Origin of the sequence: Pseudomonas sp. p50(2008), from assembly GCF_015351605.1 — a bacterium.
GTDB lineage: Bacteria > Pseudomonadota > Gammaproteobacteria > Pseudomonadales > Pseudomonadaceae > Aquipseudomonas.
The window spans coordinates 608,478-632,894 of the sequence record NZ_JACMYF010000004.1 but is presented as its reverse complement, the minus strand read 5'-3'; the positions used below and the strand labels follow the sequence as shown (position 1 = coordinate 632,894).

The window sequence follows — 24,417 nt, the reverse complement described above, 5'->3', positions numbered from 1 at the left end:
CCGTTGCTATGCTTTGATTGTTGGGCTGACGCGCCACGAGCCACGCCAGTCCACTGATCAAGGCTCGCGTTGGTCATGGGGATTAAAAATAATGAAAAACCCTTATGCTCCCGGCTTCTGGTGCGCTATTGCCGCGCTGGTCCTGCTGTCGGCCACTTATTTCTACGGCATCATGCTGGCCCACCAGATCGACAAGGCTCTGGTGTTCCTCGACAGCGCCTCGGCGCTGATTGCGGTGTTGGCCATTGTGGTCGTCGCCTGGGCTTCGGTTCAGGGCACCCGAATCAAGAAAAGACACCTCGAACAAGGCAAAACCCTGGTGCTCATCTGGGACACCAAGGTGGCGTTGCGGCGGGTGGAAACGGTGTTCGACCGTTATTTCTGGGGCAGCTACTGGCAACCGGGGCGCACGTTTCAGGAAGTCATGGGCGAACTGACCGGCACGCCGCTGGAAAAAAGCCTCGAAGCCTTGAAGAAGCAATGCCTGGCACTGGACAGGCAAGTCGCTGACGAAGGGCGGCACTGGCTCAACAATGCCCGTGAACTCTCCGACGTCGCCACCGCCATGGCCCGCGAACGTTATCAACTGGACTTCTGCGACCCGCGCGCGGACGTGACGGGCGGGGCGGTGATCAATCGGGATTTTGAGGTGCTGGTCTATACGTGGACCGCGCGGCTGAAAAGCTTTGATCATCAGCTGGATGAGATAGAGGTTCAGTATTCCTGAGTCAGGCCCCACTCCCCTGTAGGAGCTAAGCTTGCTCGCCATTGCGAATACACCTTCACCATCAAAGTGATTGAAAATCGCCATCGAGAGCAAGCTTTGCTCCTGCAGCGATGGCGATTTCATGTGTGCCGAAACTCTCACTCCCCTCGCACGGTCCCATAGACACTCTTTCACCTTTAATCATTGGGTCGCCCGGCGTGGCCGGTGCTAATCTCCATCCCACTTTCAGCGCAGTCGTATCCATAGCCCGGCACGGGTTCAGGGAAGACGGCCACACCTTCAAATCACGGACATTGGGTAATTCATGAATAAATCAGCAGGCGTGCTTCTTGGAATTGTCGTGGCCATCGGTGCAATCAGCGCCGGCGGTGCCTGGTACACCGGAACCAAACTGGAAGGTGTGCTGAACAGCTCGATCGCTGATGCCAACAAAGAACTGCAAGCGGCGCTGGTCGGCTCCAACGGCACTGCCTCGCTGGAGCTGGTTTCGCTGGAACGCAACGTCTTCAGCAGCACCGCCCACTATCGCCTCAAGGGCGAAGGCGAGATGTTCGGTGAGGCGCCGGTTGAATTGCTGTTCGTAGACCGTATCGAACACGGTCCGCTGCCGTTCTCGCGACTCGTGTCTCTGAAGTGGCTGCCGGTCATGGCCACCAGTCATTACGAATTGGAAAAGACGCCGCTCACCGAGAAGTGGTTCGCGGCGGCCAAGGACAAATCCCCGCTCACCGGCGTGGTCAACATCGGCTATGACAAGGCCACCAACGGCACGCTGCAATTGCTGCCGCTGGACGTGGCGCTGGACGACAAGTCCCACCTGAAATTTTCCGGTCTGAACATGGATGTCGCTGCCAGCGCGCAGGCGCAAAAGGTCAAGGCCGACGGGTACATGGACAGCCTGACCCTGAGCACAGTGGCTGAAGATCAGACCCCGGTGAAAGTCGAGATGAACGGCCTGACCTTCGCCAGCAACCTGACCAAGAGCACGTACGGTTACTACACCGGCGAAAACACGGTCGAACTGACCGACAGCAAGACCACTTTCGGCGCCAAGCAGTCGATCCTGGGCGTGAAGAAATTCGAAATGAAGAACAAGACCGAAGAATCGGGCACCAGCGCTTCGGGGCGTGCCGATTACAAGGTGGGCGAAGTGTCCTTGAACGGCAAGACCATCGGCTCCGCGCAGATGGCCATGAGCCTGAAGAACCTCGATATTCCGGCAACGATGTCGTTGATGCAGATCTACCAGAGCAAACTGCAACCGTACGAGAAAGCCGCCGCTGAAGCTGCCGCCGCCGGTGAACCCGCGCCAGAACTGGTCCTGACCCCGGCTGAAGAAGCACAGGTCAAAACCGGTCTGGAAAAACTGCTGGCTGCCGGCCCGCAGGTGGCACTGGAAAACCTGTCGCTCAACACCGCCAACGGCGAAAGCCGCGCCAACCTGGTGCTCGACCTGACCAAGCCGCAATCCATGGACTTGCCGGCAGATCAGCTGACCCGCCAACTGATTGCCCTGCTGGACGTCAATGTTCAGGTCTCCAAGCCGATGCTCGTTGACCTGTTCACCGTGCAGTCGCAAATCGACGGTCAGACCGACGCCAAGCTCATTGCCGATCAAGCCACTGCCACTGCCGACATGTTCAGCAGCATGGCGGTCGGTTCGCAGTTTGCGAAACTGGACGGCAACAACATCGTCAGCAAATTGCACTACGCCAATAATCAGGTCGAATTCAACGGCCAGAAAATGACCGTGGAAGAATTCATCGGCTTCCTGATGAGTAAAGTGGGCGGTCCTGGCGAAGTCGAAGTCCAGTAAACCTGCAGCCCCCAAAAAAACGCCCGGCCTCTGAACACTGCAGACGCCGGGCGTTTTGCTGTCCGGGTTTTGCGCCAGTTTTTTACTTGATCGCCGACGGTTCGAACCGATCCAGCGCTCGATTGACTGTCAGCTCGCTCAGCATGATCACCTGCGCAATGCCCAACAGCGCATTACGCGACGTCCCTTCCAGATGATCCGCCAGATCAGTGGCCATCACATTGGCCGACGCGAGTGACTCGCAGGCATAAGCCAGCAGGGTTTCGGTATCGGCCTCGGGGTTGACGGTGAAGAGGGTGCAACGTTTGCGCGGGGTGGCTTTAATGTCGGCGAACGAGGGGGTGCGCTCGGGTGCTGAATGGCAGGGATTTGAATCGGGATCGCGGGAGGGCTCTACCGGGTCGGCGCCTGGCGGATTTGGTGTTGGTTTGACCATGATTTTCATTTCCTGATGGTGCTGCCACTCCTCGCTACTAATACAAGGGGTGGCGGCTGTACGCAGGTTAGTAGACCGGGGAAATGAAGAAAGCCGGCGCGCCCAAGGACGCCCTACGCACAGCCACCATCAAGTTCAGGTATGGAAATACCTACAAGACAGACGCCTGTGCACCCTTCAAATACCACGGGCTACTAAACCCGATCACTGCGAATCAGTGACCCGGCTGAAGTTACCGACCCGCCCCAAGGCGCACAAGCCGGCGGATTCTGGCGTACCTGTAGGCATCCACGCAAGGTGATGTAGCTTTCAAGAAGTGAAGCTGACGGCGATTAAACAGGGCCATCTAAAACGAAACTCAGCAAGCCCAAAGCCATATCCCAGCCAGACAGAAAACCCCAACAAACACGGTCAAACTGTAGGAGCGAGCCTGCTCGCGATGGGGCCAGAACAGCCCACACAAATCACAAAAACCTGACTAAAGCACACCAGCCCCGGGATATTTCCCACACCTTCAGCAGAAACATCCTCCCCTGTAGGAGCTGCCGCAGGCTGTGATCTTTTGATCTTGAAAGGCAAAAGATCGCAGCCTCGTTTCACTCGACAGCTCCAGGAGCGAGCCTGATCGCGATGCAAACAGACCATTGCAATCAGGCTCGCACACTCGATTTGCGGCACTGTGACCCTAGCAGTTCTGTTAGTACCCAATACCCGCGAAATGCACCACAGTAAAACCCTGAACCGACGCACCATTCAGGGAGCCCGCCCCATGCCATCCAACCGCGAAACCCTGCTCTGCCGCTACCGCTACGACCCACTGGATCGCCTCACCGATTCCGCGTTGTCTGTTACAGAGCAGGTGAGCATCCAGCGCTTTTACCAAAAAAACCGCCTCGCCACTGAGGTTCAAGGCGTGGTGCAGCGCTCGATCATGCAGCACGACGATCAACTGCTGGCGCAACAAAATCGCCAGACCGGCGCCGAAGCAACAACCCGACTACTCGCCACCGACCAACAGCGCTCGGTGTTGAACGTGTTGGACGCAACCCCGCCCAATCCCCTCGCCTATACAGCGTATGGCCACCGCCCATCCGAAAGCGGCTTACTCAGCCTGCTCGGATTCAACGGCGAACGCCCGGACCCGGTGACCGGGTGTTATTTGTTGGGTAATGGCTATCGGGCGTTCAACCCGGTGTTGATGCGGTTTAACAGTCCGGACAGTTGGAGTCCGTTCGGAATGGGTGGTTTGAATGCGTATGCTTATTGTGACGGGGACCCGGTAAATCAGGATGATCGGACTGGGCATTTTGGGAATCCGTGGAAAGGTTTGTTGAATTTATTTGGCAGAACTTCGCGTATGACTCGAGCCGATCAAGCATACAAATTTGCAAAACAGACAACCCAGGAAGGACTTTCTGCAAGAGCGCCTGTGGCAGCACCCGAACCGGTATCCGCTTCTATTTATTCGAGTGCAGGCGCGCAAAGCTCTTCAGGACGGCCATCATCCGGGTACGAAAGCGTACGATCGTATAACAGTGTCGGCACTTCTGTAGCCCCATCCACTCCTCATAGATCGCCACCAATAAACGCTCAAGCTGACTCCGTTAGTCCAGTGTGGTATTCCGAAAGAATGCCTACTGGAAGGCGTTCCGTAGATATTCAAGATTGGGTTAACCAGACACGGAACGTTCCAACTGAGATACCACTCCCACTGCGTGTGCAGTCGGTATCAATGTTTACCTTGGCAATACAAGATGCCGGTCATCGTATAGGTCGTAACATCAGAATGAATACTAGACTATATCAAGAAGGTATTTTCCCAGTGCCATTGGAGGACTTACGAGGTAAGTATCGTGACAAGTACATGTCGATAAAGAAAAGTTGAGCCAAATTGTTAATGTAAAAACGGGTAAAAGGTGGCTAAGAAGGCGATTTTTTGCCCTTTTCTCGCCTCATTGCTACCTGTGTCTTTTTTGTGTTGGTCATGGCCCTATTACGAGCAAGGTTCCATAAAGACAGATCGAGCAGTGTCGAAGTGGTCACCCCACATCCCGAATCAACCGCCACGCCTCATCCACCGACAACGGCTGCTTCATCCGCTCGGCAAGCATCGCCATCGCCCGCTCTTCATCGCACGCCACCGCTGCCGCCACCACGCCGTTCTTGCCAAACAACCCGATAAACGGCGGATGGTTCGGATCGCCTTTGAACTCGACTTCATCCCACGTCTCGGCATGACCGAGGTAGTCGTAGTTTTTGCCGAAATGCCAGGTCCAGAAATACGGCACGTCGAGGTAATGCTCGTCGCCACCCAGCATGTTCGCCGCGGCGATGCGCGCGTGTTGCTGGGCCAGACGCCAGTGCTCGATTCGCTGTGGCTGGCCGTTGAGCGGGAAGGTGGCGATGTCGCCGACCGCCCAAAGTCCGTCCGCCACGCGCATGCCGCCGTCGACTTTGAGCGATTGATCCTTTTCCTTTGGCAAATCACTGAACACTTCAGTAGCGGGTTTGACACCAATCCCCACCAGCACCAGATCTGCGGGCAACCGCTGACCGGTGTCCAGATGCACGGCTTCAACTTTTGCACTGCCTTCGATGTGCGTGGCTTCGCCTTCGGTCTGAAAGCGCACGCCGTTTGCTTCGTGCCGGGCACGGATGGCCTTGCCGACGGTGTCGCCGAATTGAGCGGCGAAGGGCACGGCATGTCGGGCGAGCACGGTCACGTCCATGCCGTATTGACGCAGTGCCCCCGCAGATTCCAGGGCAATGAAACTGTCGCCGATGATCACGGCTTTCTGGCCTGGTGTTGCCGTTTTCAGGATCTCCTGCGCGTGCTGTTTGGAGCGCAGCAAAAAGACCTGTGGCAAATCGGCGCCAGGCAGCTTGAGCGAGTTGGGTGTGCCTCCGGTGGCGAGCAATGCAGCGTCGTAGGTCAGGGACTGGCCGTCCTTGAGTTGGAGGGATTTGTTCGGGGCATCAAGGTGGGCGACTTCACCGGTGATTCGTTCGATGCGTTGCTCGCGGTAAAACTGTTCATCGCGCAGCGGTGGGATTTCTTCCGGTGGCATCTCTCCGCCGATCACGAATTTGCTCAGTACCGTACGGTCGTAACCCGCGTCGGTTTCTCGATCGATCAACAGGATTCGACCGCCGAAACCCTTTTCCCTCAACGCTGCAGCGCCCGCCGTGCCTGCGGCCCCCGCGCCAATGATCACAAATGTCCGATCATCGTCCGCAGGCGGAGTATGGGCGTCCGGCAGTGCCCGATCATCCACCCAGACTTCGTCGTCGCGCACTTCCACCGGATAGCGTTTCAGGCTGTCGAGCGAGGGCGGTTCACACAGGGCACCGTCTTCGATCCGATACGCCGCTTTATGCCACGGGCAAATCAACCGCCCGTTGCACACCGCGCCTTCTGCCAGCGGTGCGCCAGCGTGAGGGCATTCACCCTGATAGGCGCGGATTTGATCGCCGAACCGCAGCAAAACAATGTTCGTCTCCGCAATCTGGACCTCCAGGCCGTGGTGTTCAGGCACATCGGCGAAACGGGCGGCGCGGTGCAGGGTCATCATCGCTCTCCGGGCAGTCATTTCAGTTAAGAGTTAATTGCCGATCACGAGGTTCAGCCAAATCCCCCTGCCACGGCACGAACGGTACAGCTATAGTGCGCAAGCCGACGACGGCCCCATCCGCACAAGGTGCTCCGGAATGACCCGATTGACCTCTCTGTCCCCTTGGCTGGCGGCCCTTGCAGTCGCCTTCTGCGTGCAGTTTCCGGCACAGGCCCAGGAGCGTTTCACCCTGAACATTCCAGGTGTCACCGACGATCGACTCTTCACGGCTGCCGCCGCCAGCGATGCCGAAGGGTGTGGCGGTCACAATCTTTCTCCAGCGCTGAACTGGAACGCCGGCCCACCAGGCACGCTCAGCTATGCGATCGTCATGCACGACCCGGATGGTCAGAAAGGCCAGGGCGTCGATCACTGGGTGCATTACGGGATCAAGGCCAACACCCATCAAATCGCTGCGGGTACAGGCGCCAAGCCTGGCCTCGAAGGCGTGGGTGGCACCAACAGCAAAGGCACCACGTCCTACGTCGGTCCTTGCCCGCCGATCGGCGACAGCGCGCATCACTACATCATCCAGCTCTATGCCCTGGACCTCGCTCCGGATGCCTTGCCCGCCGGCCTGACACGTGTGCAACTGCTGGAAAAAATCAAAGGTCATGTGCTCAGGAACAGCAGCGTGGTGCGGCGTTATCACCGCTGAAGTTTTTTTCGGATGACTTAACCCGAACTGACCGGGCTGCCCGTCTCAGAGGATGAATGGATCATTATTCTCCTGAGGTCAGCCCCCATGTCCCTTCCTCTGCATTTCCTTCGCCCGGCCGCCCAGGGTTTCGCCGCCGGCTTATTGCTGTCGATTGCCGGATGTGGCGCTTCGTCCAAAACGGAACCGGCGCGTGTTTCCGTGTCGGCGCCGGCTCAAGCCGAGTTGAAGACAGAGGCGCTGGCGCTGGGTGACGCCACAATGGCCAAGCGCGCTGTTCGCGCGGCACCGTTTGCACCGATGCCTGAAGCGCCCCCATCGGGCTACCAGGATGAGCAGCGCGAGCAGTATGAAAATCTTGCTGATAACCCGATCCACAGTGTTGCCCAGGCACCGGTGTCGACCTTCAGCGCCGACGTCGATACTGGCGCTTATGCCAACGTCCGCCGCTTGCTCAATCAGGGGCGGCTGCCACCCGAAGGCGCGGTGCGACTCGAAGAAATGGTCAATTACTTTCCCTACGATTACGCCCTGCCCACGGACGGTTCGCCCTTTGGCGTGACCACCGAACTGGCACCCTCACCGTGGAACCCGCAGACGCGTTTGTTGCGGATCGGTATCAAAGCGTCGGACCGCGCGGTAGCGGAGCTGGCCCCGGCGAACCTGGTGTTTCTGGTCGATGTATCGGGCTCCATGGACCGCCGCGAAGGTTTGCCGCTGGTTAAAAGCACCCTGAAATTGCTGGTCGACCAGTTGCGCGAACAGGATCGCGTGTCGCTGGTGGTGTATGCCGGCGAATCCCGGGTGGTGCTGGAACCAACTTCCGGACGGGAAAAAGCGAAAATTCGCACAGCCATCGATCAATTGTCGGCGGGCGGTTCGACGGCTGGCGCGTCCGGCATCGAGCTGGCCTATCAATTGGCGCAACAGGCCTTCATCCCCAAAGGCATCAACCGCATCCTGCTGGCCACGGACGGTGACTTCAACGTCGGTGTCAGCGACTTCGACAGTCTCAAACAAATGGCTGTGGATAAACGCAAAACGGGAGTCTCCCTGACCACCTTGGGTTTTGGTGTGGATAACTACAATGAGCACTTGATGGAGCAACTGGCCGATGCCGGCGATGGGAACTATGCCTACATCGATAACCTGCGCGAGGCGCGCAAAGTGCTGGTGGATCAGCTTGGCTCGACCCTCGCCGTCGTGGCAAAAAACGTGAAGCTGCAAGTGGAGTTCAATCCGGCGCAAGTCAGCGAATATCGGCTGTTGGGTTATGAGAATCGCGCGTTGAAACGTGAGGATTTCAGCAATGACAAGGTCGATGCCGGTGAGATCGGTGCAGGGCATACGGTGACGGCCTTGTATGAAATTGTTCCGAAGGGTGAGAAGGGTTGGCTTGAGCCGTTGCGTTATGGCGACTCCACCGTCGCCAACTCCGGGAGTTCAGATGAATTGGCGATGCTGCGTGTGCGATATCAGTTGCCGGAAGGTGGGAACAGTCGCCTGATCGAGCGGCCGATTGCGGCGGGTTCGGAAGGCAAAGCCAGCGACGACTTGCGATTCGCGGCGGCCGTGGCGGCGTTTTCTCAACAGCTCAAGGATGGACGTTACACCGGCACTTTCAGTTTGAAGGACACCGAGGTGCTGGCGCGGGGTGCCAGGGGGGATGACCGTTTTGGCCTGCGCGCGGAATTCGTGCAGTTGGTGGAACTGGCGCAGAGCCTTCAACTTCCCGCTACCGCGGGCCAGCAGGCGCAGATAGGAGGCAACCACTGACATGTCTGCATCCGAACCGAGCGACGAATCCCTGCTGGCCCGATATCGCTCGGGTGACGGGCCGGCGTTCGAGATCTTGTACGCCCGTCATCGACAGGGGCTTTATCGGTTCCTGCTCGGGCTCAGCGGCAAATCCGAGCTGGCCGAAGAGGTTTATCAAGACACCTGGCTCAGCCTGATCCGCAGCACCAGTCAGCCACAAGGTCGGGCGAATTTTCGTACATGGCTGTATCAGATCGCCCGCAACCGACTGATTGATCATTGGCGTAAACACGGCATCCGCAACCCGTTGCACGACAGCTATGACGAACAGGTGCATGCCTTGAGCGACGACTCTGCCGACCCCGAGCAACTGCTGAGCCTGAGCCGCGACAGCCAGCGCCTGGAAAACGCGCTGCACACCTTGCCCGCGGACCAGCGCGAAGTCTTCCTGCTGCGCGCACACGGCGATCTCGACTTGCCGCAGATCGCCACCCTTACCGAAGCCCCGCTGGAAACCGTTAAAAGCCGCTTGCGTTACGCCCAGCAAAAACTGCGTCGGCTGCTGGCCGAGGAGGTACTGACATGACTGACGCCCGTCCTACACCGGAAGAGGAAGTGGTGAAGCACTTTCGAGAACACGCCAGCGGCGAGCCATCCGCGCATCTGGATGCCTTCATCCTGTCCGCTGCACGCCGTGAAACGCCGACGCCGAAACCCTCTGTTTGGCAACGCTGGGTACAAGCCTGCCAAAAACCCCGTTGGCAAGTGGCCTTCGCCAGCCTGGTCGGCGTCGCGCTGATGCTGGCGCTGGTCCAACGCACGCCCGAGCACGCGCCAACCTACGATTCCACCCCGGCACCCAAAACCTCGTCTTTTGCGGCCAGGAAAGAATCCGCAGAAGCGCCGGCATCACTTGCCCGCTCAATGGCTGCCCCGGCCGGCGCGAAGCCCGCGCCTGCACCTGCAGCACCCATGGCCGATGTTGCCGCCCCGGCCCAGAGCGAATCGGTCCATGCTGAAATGGCCGATGAAGCGAAGGTCAGCAAAACGCCAGGGGCGGCTCCGTCGAAGTTTATCGACGACCAATTACGTGAAGTGATTCGCCTGCAAAAGGCCGGTCAAACCAAAGCAGCCGACGACCTGATGACGACATTGCACAAACGCTTTCCCAAGGAAAACCTCGCCCCTCGACTCAAGGAGCTGCAGAAACACTAAGTGGCTGGGGCGGTCGACCATTTGGCAACGAGACCCGAAAGCGCGCACTATCGGCCTATAGCCGATGCGTTGGAGGAAGCCATGGCGAAAAAAATCGACCGCATCGCCCAAATGCTCAACTGCCCGGTCAAGGGCGAGGAATTACGGCGAGCAGTGACTGAGAGTCGCAAAGAGTTTCTGTTGGCGCAGGAAAAGGAACAGGCCCTTCTGGCGGATGACCTTGATGACGAGGTGTTCGAAGAGGAGGAGGGCGATGATGAGGAATATGACGAGTTTGATTGGACGACTGAATGAAAAAACCGAATTCGCAGTTTGTTGCAGTTCTTGGCCATAGCCGCTCAGCTGGTCAGTGTTTGCAGCAGGTTTTTGACCCGGTTCAGGCCGACGAAGTAGTTATGGCTATTGCAGCAAGCCGTGATGATCCTCGCCCCGCTGTTGCTGCCGCAACCGTATTTGACGAGCTTGAAATGCTTTTTGAGGGCATCGAAGCGAAGCAACGCGGTTCATAGGAAACACCGCCCAGCCTTGAAAAAGGTGAAATTATTATTCAGGACGCGACAACACCCACAAAAAAGCCCCAGACCCTAAGGCCTGAGGCTTTTTCGTTTCTACTATATGGTGCACCAGGCGGGATTCGAACCCACGACCACTGCCTTCGGAGGGCAGTACTCTATCCAGCTGAGCTACTGGTGCAAGCGGGCGCCATGATACTCATATGCACTGCACGCGTCCATGCTGCTGAATCGCCTGCGTTTTTCGCGCGCTGAACGGCTGTTCGCTACGTTGATCAGAAAAAACAGGCGAATATGGCGTTTTCGTTCTTTTTTTCGAACAACCTATTGTCCTTTACCCCCTTTGATCCTAGGATTCGTTTGAGATTTCAAACGCTCTTGTCTGGGTGCTGAACCGCACGAGTTCGATCCGTGCGCTATTTATGTGCTTCAGCCCGGTGAATGATTTCCCTGACGGCAGCCTCCAAGGCGCCTTTCTACAATCATAATTCGCTCCGCGCTGGTCGCGGTGCTGTTAAGGAAAGCCGACATGCAGCTTAAAGACACCCAGTTGTTCCGCCAGCAAGCCTTCATCGATGGCGCTTGGGTTGATGCGGACAATGGTCAGACGATCAAGGTCAATAACCCGGCAACGGGCGAAATTCTGGGCACTGTGCCGAAAATGGGCGCTGCCGAAACCCGTCGTGCAATCGAAGCCGCTGACAAAGCGCTGCCGGCCTGGCGTGCACTGACCGCCAAGGATCGGGCGAACAAGCTGCGTCGCTGGTTCGAACTGATCATCGAGAACCAGGATGACCTGGCTCGCTTGATGACACTGGAGCAAGGCAAGCCATTGGCCGAAGCCAAGGGCGAGATCGTTTACGCCGCTTCCTTTATCGAGTGGTTCGCTGAAGAAGCCAAGCGCATCTACGGTGATGTGATTCCTGGTCACCAACCCGACAAGCGCCTGATCGTGATCAAGCAGCCAATCGGTGTGACCGCTGCTATTACGCCGTGGAACTTCCCGGCCGCGATGATCACCCGTAAAGCCGGCCCGGCACTCGCCGCGGGTTGCACCATGGTGCTCAAGCCGGCTTCGCAAACTCCATTCTCCGCGTTCGCGTTGGCTGAACTGGCTCAGCGTGCCGGCATTCCTGCCGGTGTGTTCAGCGTTGTGTCCGGCAGCGCCGGCGACATCGGCAGCGAGCTGACCAGCAACCCGATCGTGCGCAAACTGTCCTTCACTGGCTCGACCGAAATCGGTCGTCAGCTGATGGCTGAATGCGCCAAGGACATCAAGAAAGTGTCCCTGGAATTGGGCGGTAACGCGCCGTTCATCGTGTTCGACGACGCGGACCTGGATAAGGCCGTTGAAGGCGCGATCATTTCCAAATACCGCAACAATGGCCAGACCTGCGTCTGCGCCAACCGTCTGTACATCCAGGATTCGGTCTACGACGCGTTCGCCGAGAAGCTGAAAGTGGCTGTGTCCAAACTCAAGATCGGCAACGGTCTGGAAGACGGCACCACCACGGGTCCGCTGATCGATGAAAAAGCCGTTGCCAAGGTGCAAGAGCACATCGCTGATGCCGTCAGCAAAGGCGCGACCGTGCTGTCCGGTGGCAAGAGCATGGAAGGCAACTTCTTCGAACCGACCATCCTGACCAACGTGCCAAACAACGCAGCCGTGGCCAAGGAAGAAACCTTTGGTCCGTTGGCGCCGCTGTTCCGTTTCAAAGACGAAGCCGACGTGATCGCGATGTCGAACGACACCGAGTTTGGTCTGGCGTCGTACTTCTATGCCCGTGACCTGGGTCGTGTGTTCCGTGTGGCTGAAGCCCTGGAATACGGCATGGTCGGCGTCAACACCGGGTTGATCTCCAACGAAGTCGCGCCGTTCGGCGGCATCAAGGCGTCGGGCCTGGGCCGTGAAGGCTCCAAGTACGGCATCGAAGATTACCTGGAAATCAAATACCTCTGCCTGGGCATCTAAGCTCGGAAGACGGGAACTGCAGTAAGCGCAAAGGGCACGAGAGCGCTGCTCCTTTGCGCGTTTCAACCGAAATTTTCTCGGTGGCCGGGAAAGCTGTGGCAGTCGATCATCGCATGCTGCCGTAGTTGCCTCCCCGCCGCTTTATCCTTGAGCTACGCCGACCGATGAGCGGCGAATGAGGAATGTATGAGCAAGACTAACGCTTCTTTGATGAAACGCCGCGAAGCCGCTGTACCGCGTGGTGTTGGCCAGATTCATCCGATCTTCGCCGAGTCCGCGAAGAACGCCACCGTGACCGACGTTGAAGGTCGCGAGTTCATCGACTTCGCCGGCGGTATCGCCGTGCTGAACACCGGCCACGTGCACCCTAAAATCATCGCCGCCGTGACAGAGCAGCTGAACAAGCTGACTCACACCTGCTTCCAGGTGTTGGCGTACGAACCGTACGTAGAGCTGTGCGAGAAAATCAACGCCAAGGTGCCAGGTGATTTCGACAAGAAAACCCTGTTGGTCACCACCGGTTCCGAAGCGGTAGAAAACGCTGTGAAGATCGCCCGTGCCGCCACTGGCCGTGCTGGCGTGATCGCCTTCACTGGCGCGTACCACGGTCGCACCATGATGACCCTGGGCCTGACCGGTAAAGTCGTCCCTTACTCGGCTGGCATGGGTTTGATGCCTGGCGGCGTGTTCCGCGCGTTGTACCCGAACGAACTGCACGGTGTGAGCGTCGACGATTCGATCGCCAGCATCGAACGCATCTTCAAGAACGACGCCGAGCCGCGTGATATCGCTGCGATCATCATCGAGCCGGTTCAGGGCGAAGGCGGTTTCTACGTCGCGCCTAAAGAGTTCATGAAGCGTCTGCGCGCCCTGTGCGACCAGCACGGCATCCTGTTGATCGCTGACGAAGTACAGACCGGCGCTGGCCGTACTGGCACCTTCTTCGCGATGGAGCAGATGGGCGTTAGCGCTGACCTGACCACGTTCGCCAAATCCATCGCTGGCGGCTTCCCGCTCGCCGGTGTGTGCGGCAAGGCTGAATACATGGACGCCATTGCTCCAGGCGGCCTGGGCGGTACCTACGCCGGTAGCCCGATCGCTTGCGCCGCGGCCCTGGCCGTGATGGAAGTGTTCGAAGAAGAGCAACTGCTGGATCGCTGCAAGGCAGTCGGCGAGCGTCTGGTGACTGGCCTTAAAGCTATCCAGGCCAAGTACCCGGTGATCGGCGAAGTTCGTGCCCTGGGCGCAATGATCGCCGTCGAGCTGTTCGTTGATGGCGACAGCCACAAGCCGAACGCCGCTGCTGTGGCATCGGTCGTGGCCAAGGCGCGCGACAAGGGCCTGATCCTGCTGTCCTGCGGTACTTACGGCAACGTTCTGCGTGTACTCGTACCGCTGACCTCGCCCGACGAGCAATTGGACAAAGGTCTGGCAATCATCGAAGAGTGCTTCTCGGAGCTTTGATCTAAAGTGCTCGTATGAAAGTGTGAGCTGATCAACAAAAAAACCCGCTTTGGCGGGTTTTTTTGTGTCCGTGAATCACAACGTGCTGTATCGAATGGCCAGCATTGAACTAAGGTGCGAGCATCGTCTTCGGAGCGTACAGATGACTGTTGTAGTTTTGCCTGCGGCACCGCGTGTGCTAATTGCCGAGGCCGATCCCTGGTCCCGCGATCTGCTCAAGCAGGTGTTGTTGAATGTTCGGTGCGACGCACGGCTTGACCTGTGCGCTAACGGTCAGGAAGCGCTGCACCTGTTGTCGCAGAACCCTTACGACCTGGTGATTGCCGATTGGGAGCTGCCCGGCGTCGATGGTTTGAATGTCTTGCGCAGTATTCGCCAGCGTAAACGCAATCCGCCGCTGCCGTTCATTCTGATGAGCAACCGTAATGACAGCGTCAGCGTGCGCGAGGCGTTGCCTTTGGCACCCTCGGCGTATCTGACCAAGCCCCTGAACATGGAGAGCCTGACCCAGCGTCTGCAGGCGTTTCTGTTGAACGTGGGTGAAGAAGTCTTGTGCGAAGCACCGACACTGGCGCCGGGCATGACCTTGTCGGTGTACCTGGAGCGCCGTCGTGAGCAGGCCGATGGCGCGCCTTTGATGACCGACGTGGAATTGGCAGTCAAACGCAGCCTCAATCCCACGGGTCTCGATCTGACGGCGCTGCACGACGAAACCAGAACGGATCCGCAAGTCACCGCCGTGTTGATCGCTGCCGCCAACAGCGCCGCCCAGCACAAAGGCGCACCCGTGCAGACCCTGCTGGAAGCGCTGCATCGTCTTGGTACCGGACAAAGCATGAACCTGATTCTGGGGTTGGCCCTCAAGCGAAGCGCCCGGCTCAGTGATCCGTGTCTGGCGGACTACGCCGAGCGCTATTGGGAGCTGTCGCTGCACACCGCTGAATACGCACGGACCCTGGCGCGGTTGCTGGACCTGGATCAGGAACGCTGTTATTGCGCCGGCATGCTGCATCGCCTGGGTGATCTGGCGTTGCTGCGGTGCCTGCAGGAATGGAAGCAGTCTGGCGGTGCGCTGGATGACCTGGAGGAGGTTGGCGAGGCGCTGGCTGAATTCGGGGCGGCCTACGGATCGGCATTGCGAACCCGCTGGCGTCTGCCATTGGAGCTGCGAGAGCTGATTGCGGCGGTCTACCAGTTCGGTGGCGGGGTTTATTCGCGCGAAGCGCTGGTGATGAACATGGCGGCGCAATTGGCGCGGCTGGGCGAGCACGAGGGGCTTGAGGCGTTAGCCAAGAGCCGGACGGCGCGCTTGCTGAAGATAGGGCTGCCGGAATTGATGCGGTTGCGTAAAAAGTAAATATCGATGGAAATTCCTGTGGGTGCCGTCAGCCGGTGATTATCCGGTTCTTACCCTGTCGCTTCGCCTCATACATCGCCGCATCCGCCCGCGCATACAGGTCGTCGAGGCTTTCATCTTCGGCCATCAGGCTGGTCAGCCCCTGGCTGATGGTGATGCCGAAAGTTTGATCGTCGTGGCTGAAATTCAGCTGTTGAATCTCCCGTTGCAGACGCTCGGCTACCAGCAACGCCACCGCTGGTTCGCAGCCGGGAAATACGGCCGCGAACTCTTCTCCGCCAATGCGCCCGAACACGTCCCCACGGCGTAGCGCCGCGCGACCGCACTCGGCGATACGTTGCAGCACGTTATCGCCTTCCTGATGGCCGTAGGTGTCGTTGATGGCTTTGAAGTCATCGATGTCCAGCATCAGGAACGACAGCGGGGTGCCTTGCTCGCGTGCCTTTTCGAACTCGCGGTTAGCGCATTCGAAAAAGTACCGGCGGTTGCTGCTTTCCGTTAAATCGTCGGTGGTGGCCAGACGCTGCAGCTCGGTTTCCAGCTGCTTCTTTTCCGTGATGTCTTCGGCAATGCCGACAATGATCACGGGCTGCCCTGGCTCGGCCTGACGGTTCATGAAGCACTTGTCACTCAGCCAGCGTACCTGGCCATCGGCGGTGATGATTCGATACTCACGGTCTTCAACGGCGCCTTTTTCGAGCACTTCGGCCAGGCTGCGCTCGGCATGCTCCAGATCGTCGGGGTAAACGCTGTCACGCCACTGGTGATAGTCCGACAGCAGCAGGTCGCTGGATCGGCCAGATATTCGTTCGTAGGCAGGGCTGACGTAGAGCACCTGACGGGTTTCCCAGTTGAACGCCCAGAGCACGGCATTGACGCTCACGAGCAGGGAATTGAGCAGCTGTTCGCGCTCGCTAAGCCGGGCGACTTCGCCTCGGGCACGCATCAGCGCCATGAGTGTTTGCGCGGCCTCGGGCCACTGGGGAGCGGATGAGTCTTGTAGTTTTTTATCGACCATCGACACAAATCTCAAAGCGTGCCGCGAGTCGACAGCGGCCACAACGAAGCCCGCCAGGGTGGCGAAGTGTTTGTGAGATAGGGGATTTGGAGGTTAGTTCCCGGGTTGCGCAGGAGAGAGAGTGGCTCCCGCCGGGCGGTAAGGGCGACGCGTTCTCGATAAAAACGCGTCGCCCTATTGGCAGCGGTCAGGCAGTGGTTGGCCGCAGGGAGTAGGTTTTCAGCTGGTTGGCGAAGTCGCGCAGGGAATGGATTCCGCTGGCTTCGGCTTCGTGGATCCAGTCCTTGATGGCGGCCAGCATGTCATGACCGTTTGAGCTGGTCTTGACCCAGATCTGCTGCAAGGCCAGGCGTTTCTCGTAGATGACCTTCAGCGCCTGACTGTGCTCGAGCATGTTCTGGATGCGCACGTGGTGTTTGTCATCCAGCAGGCTGGTTTCCCGCGAGAGCAGGCGTTTGGCCCGATGGAACTGGTGGCGGACCGAATGATCGGCTCTTTCGAGCTCTTGCTTGACCAGTGGTGCGATCACCAACTTGCGGTACTGGGCCATGATCTGGAAGCGGTTGTTGAGAATCGCCATCGCAGTGTCCATGTCCAGATTGCCTTTACCTTCAACGCGGTGGGCAATCGGTGCGACCCGCTGGACCTTGGCCAGGCGCAGGAAGCTGAAGACTTGAATCCAGGCCCAGCCGAGATCGAATTCCCACTTCTTCACGGACAGTTTTGCCGAGTTGGGGTAGGTGTGATGGTTGTTGTGCAACTCTTCGCCGCCGATCAGGATGCCCCACGGTACGAGGTTGGTCGCTGCGTCGCGGCATTCGAAGTTGCGGTAGCCAATGGCATGGCCCAGGCCATTGACAACGCCGGCAGCCCAGACCGGGATCCACATCATCTGGATGGCCCAGATGGTGATGCCGATGGTGCCGAACAGCAGCAGGTCGATGACGCCCATGATCGCCACACCCAAGAGCGGAAAGCGGCTATAAAGGTTGCGCTCGATCCAGTCTTCGGGGCAGTTCTTGCCGTAGATGCGCAAGGTCTCGGGGTTTTCCGCTTCGGCGCGGTACAGCTCGGCGCCTTTGCGAAGCACGGTGGACAAACCTTTGACGACCGGGCTGTGCGGGTCATCGACGGTTTCGCATTTGGCGTGGTGCTTGCGGTGGATGGCTGTCCACTCGCGGGTGTTCTGCGCCGTGGTCAACCACAGCCAGAAGCGGAAGAAATGTTTCAGGCCGGCATTGAGCTCCAGGGAGCGATGGGCTGAATAGCGGTGCAGATAGACCGTGACGCCGATGATTGTGACGTGGGTCATCAGCAGAGTGACTGCCACCAGTGACCAGGGCGACAAGCCAAGAAAACCTTCGTACCACATAGGCTGTAGGGCCCTCGATAAATAAAAAAATAGCCGATGCATTATCACTAAGCCCACAGATAAAACCAGTCGCCCTTTCAGATAAGAGTGGCTGGATGTGTCTTTGCTCTATAATTCGAACCCTTTTGTAGGGACATGGACGGTCGAATGTCTGCCACCACTCGCGATGCCTTGCGTGCAGCGCTGCTTTACCTGTTGCTGTCTGTTGTCTGGCTGGGATTCAGTGGTTATTTATTAAACAGTTTCTTCGATAGCTCCACCGAACGCTTGCAGTGGCAACTGATCAACGGTTACGCCTGGGTTGTGCTCAGTGCCGGGTTGATTTTCTTTGCCCGGGCGCGATTGTTACGTTGTCTGGGGATCGATGTGCAACTCCGCGAGCGGCTTGCAGAGCGCGAGCATTTGCGACAGGCCGCTGCGGTTTTTGATTGCACACGTGAGGGTGTGCTGGTCACCAATGACAAAGGGCTGATCGTTCATGTGAACCGCGCCTTCATGGACATCACCGGATACCAGCGTGAAGAAGTGATGGGCCAGCCACCCAGCCTGTTCAAATCCGGTCGTCATCCACCGGCGTTCTACCAGGCGATGTTCGGGACCCTCAGCAGCAACGACGAGTGGAGCGGCGAGATCTGGAACCGCCGAAAAAGTGGCGAAATTTATCCGCAATGGCAGACCATTCGCATCCTTCGTGACGACCAAGGCCAAGTGAGTCAGTACGTGGCGGTGTTTTCCGACATCAGTGCGATCAAGAACTCCGAGCACGAGCTCACACACCTGGCCCACCACGATCCCCTGACCGACCTGCCCAATCGCCTGTTGTTCACCGACCGCGCCGAGCAGGCCCTGGCTTCGGCGCAAACTCATAAGCGCGGTTGCGCCTTGCTGCTGATCGATCTGGATCACTTCAAAATGATCAACGACAGCCTCGGTCATACCATGGGCGACCAGTTGCTCAAGGCCGTGGCTGACCGCTTGCGAGCGATGTTCGGGCCGGGAATCACGTTGGCGAGACTGGGGGGTGACGAATTTGCCGTACTCGCCGAAAGCTGTCCGCAATTGGTTCACGCTGCCGCACTCGCGCAAAAAATCCTGGATGGCCTCAAGGAGCCGTTCCATCTCGACGGCAATCAGCTTTTTATCAACGCCAGCGTCGGGATCAGTCTGTTCCCTGGCGACGCCTTGAGTGCCGAGCAATTACTGCACAATGCCGATTCGGCGCTGTTCAAGGCCAAAAGCGCCGGTCGCGACAACTACGCCCTCTACACCGAAGAGCTCACCGCCCAGGCCCAACAGCGGGTCGAGACCGCGTTCGAATTGCGCCGTGCACTGGAGCAGAAAGAGTTGCGGGTGTATTACCAGCCGGTTTACGACTTCAAGACCCGTCGCCTGGTTGGCGTCGAGGCACTGGTGCGCTGGGAGCATCCGCAGCGCGGGCTGGTGTCCCCTGCGGAGTTCATCCCCATTGCCGAGCGCACCGGGCTGATCGCCGAAATCGATGCCTGGGTCATGCGCGAAGCCTGTCAGCAGATGTGTGAGTGGCAGCAGGCGGGCGTGGCGTTGTCGTTTGTCGCAGTGAATGTGTCTTCACGCCTGTTCGCTCGCCGCGAGCTGTATCAGCAGGTGGCGCAAGTGTTGCGCGACACCGGGTTGGACCCCGCCTATCTGGAGATCGAAGTCACTGAAAGCGCCGTCATGGACGACCCGGAAGTCGCGCTGGAACAGATGCATCGATTACGCGAGCTGGGCGTGCGGTTGGCCATCGATGACTTCGGTACCGGGTACTCGTCGCTGCTGCGGCTCAAGCGCCTGCCGGTGCAGAAGCTGAAAATCGACCAGGGCTTCGTCGCCGGATTGCCATGGGATGAGGACGATGCAGCCATCGTGCGGGTGATCATTGCGCTGGCCCAGAGCATGGGCATGCAGGTTCACGCCGAAGGGATCGAACAAGTCGAACAAGCGGTTTTCCTTGTCGAGCACGATTGCGATCTGGGGCAAGGCTACTGGTTTGGACGCCCCGTGCCGGCGGAAAAACTGCAGTGGAAACACACGCCCGTCATCCGTTAGATCGCAGTTCGCGTTGCATGCAGACCCCTGTAGGCGCTGCCGCAGCCTGCGATCTTTGGTCTTTTCCCCCGCGTTCCCACCCGCAAATCCTCGCACTCTCAAATAATCACTTCTGGTTATATAAACATTCTTAAATAGTATTTTTAAGAATATCAGCACCTATCTACTATTGGCCTCACGCCGCAAGCAGTGCCGCCACTGCCAGGCAACCTCTCAGTCGAAGGAGCAGCACCATGAGCGCATCCCTACGTAGCGTTGACGGCCAGGACGAAGCAACCATCTTGCGCGAGATCCAGAGCGCACTGCGTGACCTGCGTTTCGGAGCGGTGGAAATCACCGTGCACAACGCTCAAGTCGTGCAGATCGAACGCAAGGAAAAATTCCGTTTGCAGCAGCCTGGCAACAAACCGAGCTGACGCAAAAGATCAAAAGTTCGCAGCCTGCGGCAGCACCTACAGATAGACGCATTGCCCCTGTAGGAGCTGCCGAAGGCTGCGATCTTTGAACGGCACCGCGATTCCAGAAACCCATAAGAAAAAGCCAACACATTTCAGAATTCCAGGAGCTTTCACCATGTCGTCGATTCGTCATTTCGCTTTGGCCGCCCTGGCCAGTGCCCTTTTTGCTGGCTCCGCGGTTGCCAAGGACTACGAACTGCTCAACGTGTCGTACGACCCGACCCGTGAGCTGTATCAGGACTACAACGCCGAATTCGTCAGGTTCTGGCAGGCAGATCACGCCGGCGACAACGTGAAAATCCAGCAGTCCCACGGTGGTTCGGGCAAGCAAGGCCGCGCTGTGATCGACGGGCTGCGTGCTGACGTAGTGACCCTGGCACTGGCCGGCGACATCGACGAAATCGCCAAGCTCGGCAAATCCCTGCCAGCCGATTGGCAGAAGCGTCTGCCGGAAGCGAGCACGCCCTACACCTCGACCATCGTGTTCCTGGTGCGCAAGGGCAACCCTAAAGGCATCAAGGATTGGGGCGACCTGGTCAAGAACGACGTATCGGTCATCACACCCAACCCGAAAACCTCCGGTGGTGCACGCTGGAACTTCCTCGCAGCCTGGGCCTATGGCCTGAAAGCCAACGGCGGCAATGAAGCCAAGGCCAAAGAATACGTACAGACCTTGTTCAAGCACGTTCCAGTGCTGGACACCGGTGCTCGCGGTTCGACCATTACCTTCGTCAACAACGGTCAGGGTGACGTGTTGCTGGCCTGGGAAAACGAGGCGTTCCTGGCGCTGAAAGAAGACGGCGGGGCCGACAAGTTCGAGATCGTCGTGCCTTCGCTGTCGATCCTCGCTGAGCCTCCCGTCGCTGTAGTCGACAAAAACGCCGAGAAAAAGGGCAACGAGCAGATCGCCGAAGCGTACCTCAAGCACCTGTACAGCCCTGCCGGTCAGGAAATCGCGGCGAAGAACTTCTATCGTCCACGTGACAAGGACGTGGCCGCCAAGTACTCCAAGCAGTTCCCGACCCTGGATCTGGTGACCATCGACAAGGACTTCGGCGGCTGGAAAACAGCGCAACCGAAATTCTTTAATGATGGTGGCGTGTTCGACCAGATTTATCAGGCGCAGTAATCTCTAATAGGTCATAAATGAGCCCCGATTTTACCGTCGGGGCTTTGTGCGTTCTCAACCAGGGACTTTTATGTCGCGTCGTATCTCCCCCGTCATACCCGGCTTCGGGCTGACGCTGGGCTACACCTTGGTGTACCTCAGCCTGATTGTGCTTATTCCGCTGGCGGCGATGTTCATCCATGCCGCTCAACTTACCTGGGATCAGTTCTGGGCAATCATTTCGGCGCCTCGCGTGCTGGCGGCAATGAAGCTCAGCTTCGGCACCGCGCTGTATGCCGCGATCATCAACGGTGTCATCGGCACGCTGTTGGCCTGGGTGCTGGTGCGCTACACCTTCCCGGGTCGCAAGATCATCGATGCGATGATCGATCTGCCCTTCGCATTGCCCACTGCTGTGGCCGGTATCGCGTTGACCGCGCTGTACGCGCCGAATGGCTGGGTTGGCCAGTTTGCGGCGGACCTGGGGTTCAAGATCGCCTACACCCCCATCGGCATCACGCTCGCACTGACGTTTGTGACGCTTCCATTCGTGGTACGTACCGTACAGCCAGTATTGGCCGATATCCCGCGTGAAGTGGAGGAGGCGGCGGCGTGCCTGGGTGCCAAACCGTTACAGGTTTTCCGCCATATCCTCGTGCCCGCACTCTTGCCCGCTTGGCTGACAGGGTTCGCGCTGGCCTTTGCTCGCGGGGTTGGCGAGTACGGTTCGGTGATTTTCATCGCGGGCAACATGCCGATGAAAACCGAGATTCTGCCGTTGCTGATCATGGTCAAACTCGACCAGTACGATTACACCGGCGCCACGTCCATTGGCGTACTGATGCTGGTGGTTTCCTTTGTCCTGTTGCTGCTGATCAACTTGCTGCAGCGGCGCATCGAAACCCCATAAGGAGGCGCACACATGTCCCAATCGTCTATTGCTGCTGCTTCCTCCAACGCTGCCCGCCGTGGCAGCGCCAGTTCACGCCGCATCCTCATCGGCCTTGGCTGGCTGGTTTTTGCACTCTTCCTGCTGTTGCCGCTGGTAATCGTTGTGTCCCAAGGGCTGAAACTCGGGATTGGCGCGTTCTTCACCGCGATCTTTGAGCCGGATGCGATTTCCGCACTGAAGCTCACGCTGATCGCCGTCGCGATTTCGGTGCCCTTGAATGTGGTGTTCGGTGTCAGCGCGGCGTGGTGCGTCAGTAAGTACTCGTTCCGCGGCAAGAGCATGCTGGTCACCCTGATCGACCTGCCGTTCTCGGTATCGCCGGTGATCGCGGGCCTGGTCTATGTGTTGATGTTCGGCGCCCAGGGTCTGTTCGGACCGTGGTTGCAGGATCACGATATCCAGATCGTCTTCGCCTTGCCGGGCATCGTATTGGCCACGATCTTCGTTACTGTGCCGTTCGTGGCGCGTGAACTGATCCCGCTGATGCAGGAACAGGGCACTCAGGAAGAAGAGGCCGCGCGCCTGCTCGGTGCCAATGGCTGGCAGATGTTCTGGCACATCACCGTTCCCAACATCAAATGGGGCCTGATTTATGGCGTGGTGCTGTGTACAGCGCGGGCCATGGGTGAGTTCGGTGCGGTGTCGGTGGTTTCCGGGCACATTCGCGGGGTGACCAACACCTTGCCGTTGCACGTCGAGATCCTCTACAACGAATACAACCACGTGGCCGCGTTCGCGGTAGCGAGCCTGTTGCTGATCATGGCGCTCTTCATCCTGCTGCTGAAGCAGTGGAGCGAAAACCGTATTAACCGCCTGCGCGCCAGCGCCGCGGAGGAATAATTCATGTCGATCGAAGTGCGTAACGTCAGCAAGAATTTCAATGCGTTCAAGGCGCTGGACAACATCAGCCTGGACATTCATAGCGGCGAACTCGTCGCGCTGCTTGGTCCGTCGGGTTGCGGCAAGACCACGCTGCTGCGGATTATCGCCGGCCTGGAAACGCCGGATCAGGGCAACATCGTGTTCCACGGCGAGGACGTTTCGGGCCACGACGTGCGTGATCGCAACGTCGGTTTCGTGTTCCAGCACTACGCGCTGTTCCGTCACATGACGGTGTTCGACAACGTCGCGTTCGGCCTGCGCATGAAACCGAAAAACCAGCGCCCAAGCGAAAGCCAGATCGCGGTGAAGGTTCACGAACTGCTGAACATGGTGCAGCTGGACTGGCTGTCCGATCGTTACCCGGAACAGCTCTCCGGTGGTCAGCGCCAACGTATTGCGTTGGCTCGCGCCCTGGCGGTTGAGCCCAAAGTGCTGCTGCTCGACGAACCTTTCGGCGCCCTTGACGCCAAGGTCCGTAAAGAGCTGCGTCGCTGGTTGGCGCGCCTGCACGAAGACATCAACCTGACGTCGGTGTTCGTGACCCACGACCAGGAAGAAGCCATGGAAGTGGCCGACCGCATCGTGGTGATGAACAAGGGTGTGATCGAGCAGATCGGTTCACCGGGCGACGTTTACGAGAACCCGGCCAGCGATTTCGTTTATCACTTCCTGGGCGATTCGAACCGATTGCACCTGGGCGAGGACAACCACGTGTTGTTCCGTCCGCACGAAGTGTCGCTGTCGCGCCATGAACTGGAAGATCACCATGCGGCCGAAGTGCGGGATATCCGTCCGTTGGGCGCAACGACCCGGGTGACACTGAAGGTCGAAGGCCAGAGCGAGTTGATCGAAGCTGAGGTGGTTAAGGATCACGACAGCCTGACCGGATTGGCGAAGGGCGAAACCTTGTTCTTCAAGCCGAAGGTCTGGCAGAAAGTCGCCAACATTTAAAATCAAAAGATCGCAGCCTGCGGCAGCTCCTACAGGGTTTTCGGTTGGTCACAGATTTTGTGTTCAACACCAATCAACTGTAG

22 protein-coding genes and 1 tRNA gene are annotated in these 24,417 nt (G+C 58.4%); 18 read left to right on the top strand and 5 right to left on the bottom strand.

The window, feature by feature from the left end; all coding sequences use genetic code 11:
• Positions 1-91: 91 nt before the first annotated feature.
• Complete coding sequence (locus H7698_RS14670; protein ID WP_162440362.1) at positions 92-727, top strand: NADH:ubiquinone oxidoreductase subunit N; 636 nt, start codon at positions 92-94, stop codon at positions 725-727.
• A gap of 304 nt (positions 728-1,031) precedes the next feature.
• Positions 1,032-2,543 (top strand): YdgA family protein, encoded by a 1,512-nt coding sequence (locus tag H7698_RS14665; RefSeq protein ID WP_194691843.1) that lies wholly within the window; start codon positions 1,032-1,034, stop codon positions 2,541-2,543.
• Between the two features lie 82 nt (positions 2,544-2,625).
• On the opposite strand, the gene H7698_RS14660 is transcribed toward H7698_RS14665, so the two are convergent.
• Positions 2,626-2,979, bottom strand: coding sequence for a DUF6124 family protein (locus tag H7698_RS14660; RefSeq protein WP_194691842.1), 354 nt, complete (start codon positions 2,977-2,979; stop codon positions 2,626-2,628).
• 769 nt (positions 2,980-3,748) lie between these two features.
• Between H7698_RS14660 and H7698_RS31360 the strand changes: the two genes are divergently transcribed.
• Complete coding sequence (locus H7698_RS31360) at positions 3,749-4,864, top strand: RHS repeat-associated core domain-containing protein (RefSeq protein ID WP_235992846.1); 1,116 nt, start codon at positions 3,749-3,751, stop codon at positions 4,862-4,864.
• A gap of 154 nt (positions 4,865-5,018) precedes the next feature.
• Here H7698_RS31360 and H7698_RS14650 read toward each other — a convergent pair whose 3' ends face one another.
• Positions 5,019-6,548: an FAD-dependent oxidoreductase gene (locus H7698_RS14650; RefSeq protein ID WP_194691840.1), complete on the bottom strand. Its 1,530-nt coding sequence runs from the start codon at positions 6,546-6,548 to the stop codon at positions 5,019-5,021.
• 139 nt (positions 6,549-6,687) lie between these two features.
• Between H7698_RS14650 and H7698_RS14645 the strand changes: the two genes are divergently transcribed.
• The 6 genes from H7698_RS14645 (at position 6,688) to H7698_RS14620 (ending at position 10,730) form a co-directional block, all read left to right on the top strand.
• On the top strand, positions 6,688-7,248 hold the full coding sequence (locus H7698_RS14645) for a YbhB/YbcL family Raf kinase inhibitor-like protein (protein ID WP_194691838.1): 561 nt from the start codon (positions 6,688-6,690) through the stop codon (positions 7,246-7,248).
• An 87-nt stretch (positions 7,249-7,335) separates the two neighbouring features.
• Positions 7,336-9,024, top strand: coding sequence for a vWA domain-containing protein (locus H7698_RS14640; RefSeq protein ID WP_194691837.1), 1,689 nt, complete (start codon positions 7,336-7,338; stop codon positions 9,022-9,024).
• Position 9,025: 1 nt separating this feature from the next.
• The gene (locus tag H7698_RS14635; protein ID WP_194691835.1) at positions 9,026-9,592 is read left to right on the top strand and encodes an RNA polymerase sigma factor; all 567 of its coding nucleotides are present in this window, start codon (positions 9,026-9,028) and stop codon (positions 9,590-9,592) included.
• Positions 9,589-10,221, top strand: coding sequence for a hypothetical protein (locus tag H7698_RS14630; RefSeq protein ID WP_194691834.1), 633 nt, complete (start codon positions 9,589-9,591; stop codon positions 10,219-10,221). Before H7698_RS14635 ends, H7698_RS14630 begins: the two co-directional genes overlap by 4 nt.
• A 21-nt stretch (positions 10,222-10,242) precedes the next feature.
• A complete protein-coding gene (locus H7698_RS14625; RefSeq protein ID WP_235992873.1) occupies positions 10,243-10,515 on the top strand; it encodes a hypothetical protein in 273 nt (90 codons plus the stop codon).
• A complete protein-coding gene (locus H7698_RS14620) occupies positions 10,512-10,730 on the top strand; it encodes a prevent-host-death protein (protein ID WP_194691833.1) in 219 nt (72 codons plus the stop codon). The genes H7698_RS14625 and H7698_RS14620 overlap by 4 nt, the downstream gene beginning before the upstream one ends.
• A gap of 107 nt (positions 10,731-10,837) precedes the next feature.
• On the opposite strand, the gene H7698_RS14615 is transcribed toward H7698_RS14620, so the two are convergent.
• Positions 10,838-10,914: transfer RNA gene (locus tag H7698_RS14615), tRNA-Arg, on the bottom strand.
• Between the two features lie 348 nt (positions 10,915-11,262).
• Here H7698_RS14615 and gabD point away from each other — a divergent pair.
• From gabD to H7698_RS14600, 3 genes are all read left to right on the top strand, one after another.
• Positions 11,263-12,705 (top strand): NADP-dependent succinate-semialdehyde dehydrogenase, encoded by a 1,443-nt coding sequence (gene gabD, locus H7698_RS14610; RefSeq protein WP_162440352.1) that lies wholly within the window; start codon positions 11,263-11,265, stop codon positions 12,703-12,705.
• A 186-nt stretch (positions 12,706-12,891) separates the two neighbouring features.
• A complete protein-coding gene (gene gabT / locus H7698_RS14605) occupies positions 12,892-14,169 on the top strand; it encodes a 4-aminobutyrate--2-oxoglutarate transaminase (RefSeq protein WP_162440351.1) in 1,278 nt (425 codons plus the stop codon).
• Positions 14,170-14,311: 142 nt separating this feature from the next.
• Positions 14,312-15,526 carry an HDOD domain-containing protein gene (locus H7698_RS14600; protein ID WP_162440350.1) on the top strand — a complete coding sequence of 405 codons (1,215 nt, stop codon included), beginning with the start codon at positions 14,312-14,314 and terminating at the stop codon, positions 15,524-15,526.
• A 28-nt stretch (positions 15,527-15,554) separates the two neighbouring features.
• Here H7698_RS14600 and H7698_RS14595 read toward each other — a convergent pair whose 3' ends face one another.
• On the bottom strand, positions 15,555-16,544 hold the full coding sequence (locus tag H7698_RS14595) for a GGDEF domain-containing protein (protein WP_194691831.1): 990 nt from the start codon (positions 16,542-16,544) through the stop codon (positions 15,555-15,557).
• Positions 16,545-16,731: 187 nt separating this feature from the next.
• Positions 16,732-17,916: a delta-9 fatty acid desaturase DesA gene (desA, locus tag H7698_RS14590; protein WP_162440348.1), complete on the bottom strand. Its 1,185-nt coding sequence runs from the start codon at positions 17,914-17,916 to the stop codon at positions 16,732-16,734.
• A gap of 147 nt (positions 17,917-18,063) precedes the next feature.
• Here desA and dibA point away from each other — a divergent pair, with 147 nt between their 5' ends.
• The 6 genes from dibA (at position 18,064) to H7698_RS14560 (ending at position 24,334) form a co-directional block, all read left to right on the top strand.
• Positions 18,064-19,983, top strand: a complete 1,920-nt coding sequence (gene dibA / locus H7698_RS14585; RefSeq protein ID WP_194691829.1) for a phosphodiesterase DibA — start codon at positions 18,064-18,066, stop codon at positions 19,981-19,983.
• A 233-nt stretch (positions 19,984-20,216) separates the two neighbouring features.
• Positions 20,217-20,399, top strand: a complete 183-nt coding sequence (gene oscA, locus H7698_RS14580) for a sulfur starvation response protein OscA (RefSeq protein ID WP_022643503.1) — start codon at positions 20,217-20,219, stop codon at positions 20,397-20,399.
• Positions 20,400-20,556: 157 nt separating this feature from the next.
• Positions 20,557-21,570 carry a sulfate ABC transporter substrate-binding protein gene (locus H7698_RS14575; RefSeq protein ID WP_194691828.1) on the top strand — a complete coding sequence of 338 codons (1,014 nt, stop codon included), beginning with the start codon at positions 20,557-20,559 and terminating at the stop codon, positions 21,568-21,570.
• 70 nt (positions 21,571-21,640) lie between these two features.
• Positions 21,641-22,459: a sulfate ABC transporter permease subunit CysT gene (gene cysT / locus H7698_RS14570; RefSeq protein WP_162440345.1), complete on the top strand. Its 819-nt coding sequence runs from the start codon at positions 21,641-21,643 to the stop codon at positions 22,457-22,459.
• 12 nt (positions 22,460-22,471) lie between these two features.
• Positions 22,472-23,341 (top strand): sulfate ABC transporter permease subunit CysW, encoded by an 870-nt coding sequence (gene cysW / locus H7698_RS14565; protein ID WP_162440344.1) that lies wholly within the window; start codon positions 22,472-22,474, stop codon positions 23,339-23,341.
• Between the two features lie 3 nt (positions 23,342-23,344).
• Positions 23,345-24,334 carry a sulfate/molybdate ABC transporter ATP-binding protein gene (locus H7698_RS14560; RefSeq protein WP_162440343.1) on the top strand — a complete coding sequence of 330 codons (990 nt, stop codon included), beginning with the start codon at positions 23,345-23,347 and terminating at the stop codon, positions 24,332-24,334.
• Positions 24,335-24,417 lie beyond the last annotated feature (83 nt).

Excerpts from the sequence above, each read along its gene's own strand:
- H7698_RS14670 (WP_162440362.1), top strand. The coding sequence starts at position 92 with ATGAAAAACCCTTATGCTCCCGGCTTCTGGTGCGCTATTGCCGCGCTG.
- H7698_RS14665 (WP_194691843.1), top strand. The coding sequence starts at position 1,032 with ATGAATAAATCAGCAGGCGTGCTTCTTGGAATTGTCGTGGCCATCGGT.
- H7698_RS14660 (WP_194691842.1), bottom strand. The coding sequence starts at position 2,979 with ATGGTCAAACCAACACCAAATCCGCCAGGCGCCGACCCGGTAGAGCCC.
- H7698_RS31360 (WP_235992846.1), top strand. The coding sequence starts at position 3,749 with ATGCCATCCAACCGCGAAACCCTGCTCTGCCGCTACCGCTACGACCCA.
- H7698_RS14650 (WP_194691840.1), bottom strand. The coding sequence starts at position 6,548 with ATGACCCTGCACCGCGCCGCCCGTTTCGCCGATGTGCCTGAACACCAC.
- H7698_RS14645 (WP_194691838.1), top strand. The coding sequence starts at position 6,688 with ATGACCCGATTGACCTCTCTGTCCCCTTGGCTGGCGGCCCTTGCAGTC.
- H7698_RS14640 (WP_194691837.1), top strand. The coding sequence starts at position 7,336 with ATGTCCCTTCCTCTGCATTTCCTTCGCCCGGCCGCCCAGGGTTTCGCC.
- H7698_RS14635 (WP_194691835.1), top strand. The coding sequence starts at position 9,026 with ATGTCTGCATCCGAACCGAGCGACGAATCCCTGCTGGCCCGATATCGC.
- H7698_RS14630 (WP_194691834.1), top strand. The coding sequence starts at position 9,589 with ATGACTGACGCCCGTCCTACACCGGAAGAGGAAGTGGTGAAGCACTTT.
- H7698_RS14620 (WP_194691833.1), top strand. The coding sequence starts at position 10,512 with ATGAAAAAACCGAATTCGCAGTTTGTTGCAGTTCTTGGCCATAGCCGC.
- gabD (WP_162440352.1), top strand. The coding sequence starts at position 11,263 with ATGCAGCTTAAAGACACCCAGTTGTTCCGCCAGCAAGCCTTCATCGAT.
- gabT (WP_162440351.1), top strand. The coding sequence starts at position 12,892 with ATGAGCAAGACTAACGCTTCTTTGATGAAACGCCGCGAAGCCGCTGTA.
- H7698_RS14600 (WP_162440350.1), top strand. The coding sequence starts at position 14,312 with ATGACTGTTGTAGTTTTGCCTGCGGCACCGCGTGTGCTAATTGCCGAG.
- H7698_RS14595 (WP_194691831.1), bottom strand. The coding sequence starts at position 16,544 with ATGGTCGATAAAAAACTACAAGACTCATCCGCTCCCCAGTGGCCCGAG.
- desA (WP_162440348.1), bottom strand. The coding sequence starts at position 17,916 with ATGTGGTACGAAGGTTTTCTTGGCTTGTCGCCCTGGTCACTGGTGGCA.
- dibA (WP_194691829.1), top strand. The coding sequence starts at position 18,064 with ATGTCTGCCACCACTCGCGATGCCTTGCGTGCAGCGCTGCTTTACCTG.
- oscA (WP_022643503.1), top strand. The coding sequence starts at position 20,217 with ATGAGCGCATCCCTACGTAGCGTTGACGGCCAGGACGAAGCAACCATC.
- H7698_RS14575 (WP_194691828.1), top strand. The coding sequence starts at position 20,557 with ATGTCGTCGATTCGTCATTTCGCTTTGGCCGCCCTGGCCAGTGCCCTT.
- cysT (WP_162440345.1), top strand. The coding sequence starts at position 21,641 with ATGTCGCGTCGTATCTCCCCCGTCATACCCGGCTTCGGGCTGACGCTG.
- cysW (WP_162440344.1), top strand. The coding sequence starts at position 22,472 with ATGTCCCAATCGTCTATTGCTGCTGCTTCCTCCAACGCTGCCCGCCGT.
- H7698_RS14560 (WP_162440343.1), top strand. The coding sequence starts at position 23,345 with ATGTCGATCGAAGTGCGTAACGTCAGCAAGAATTTCAATGCGTTCAAG.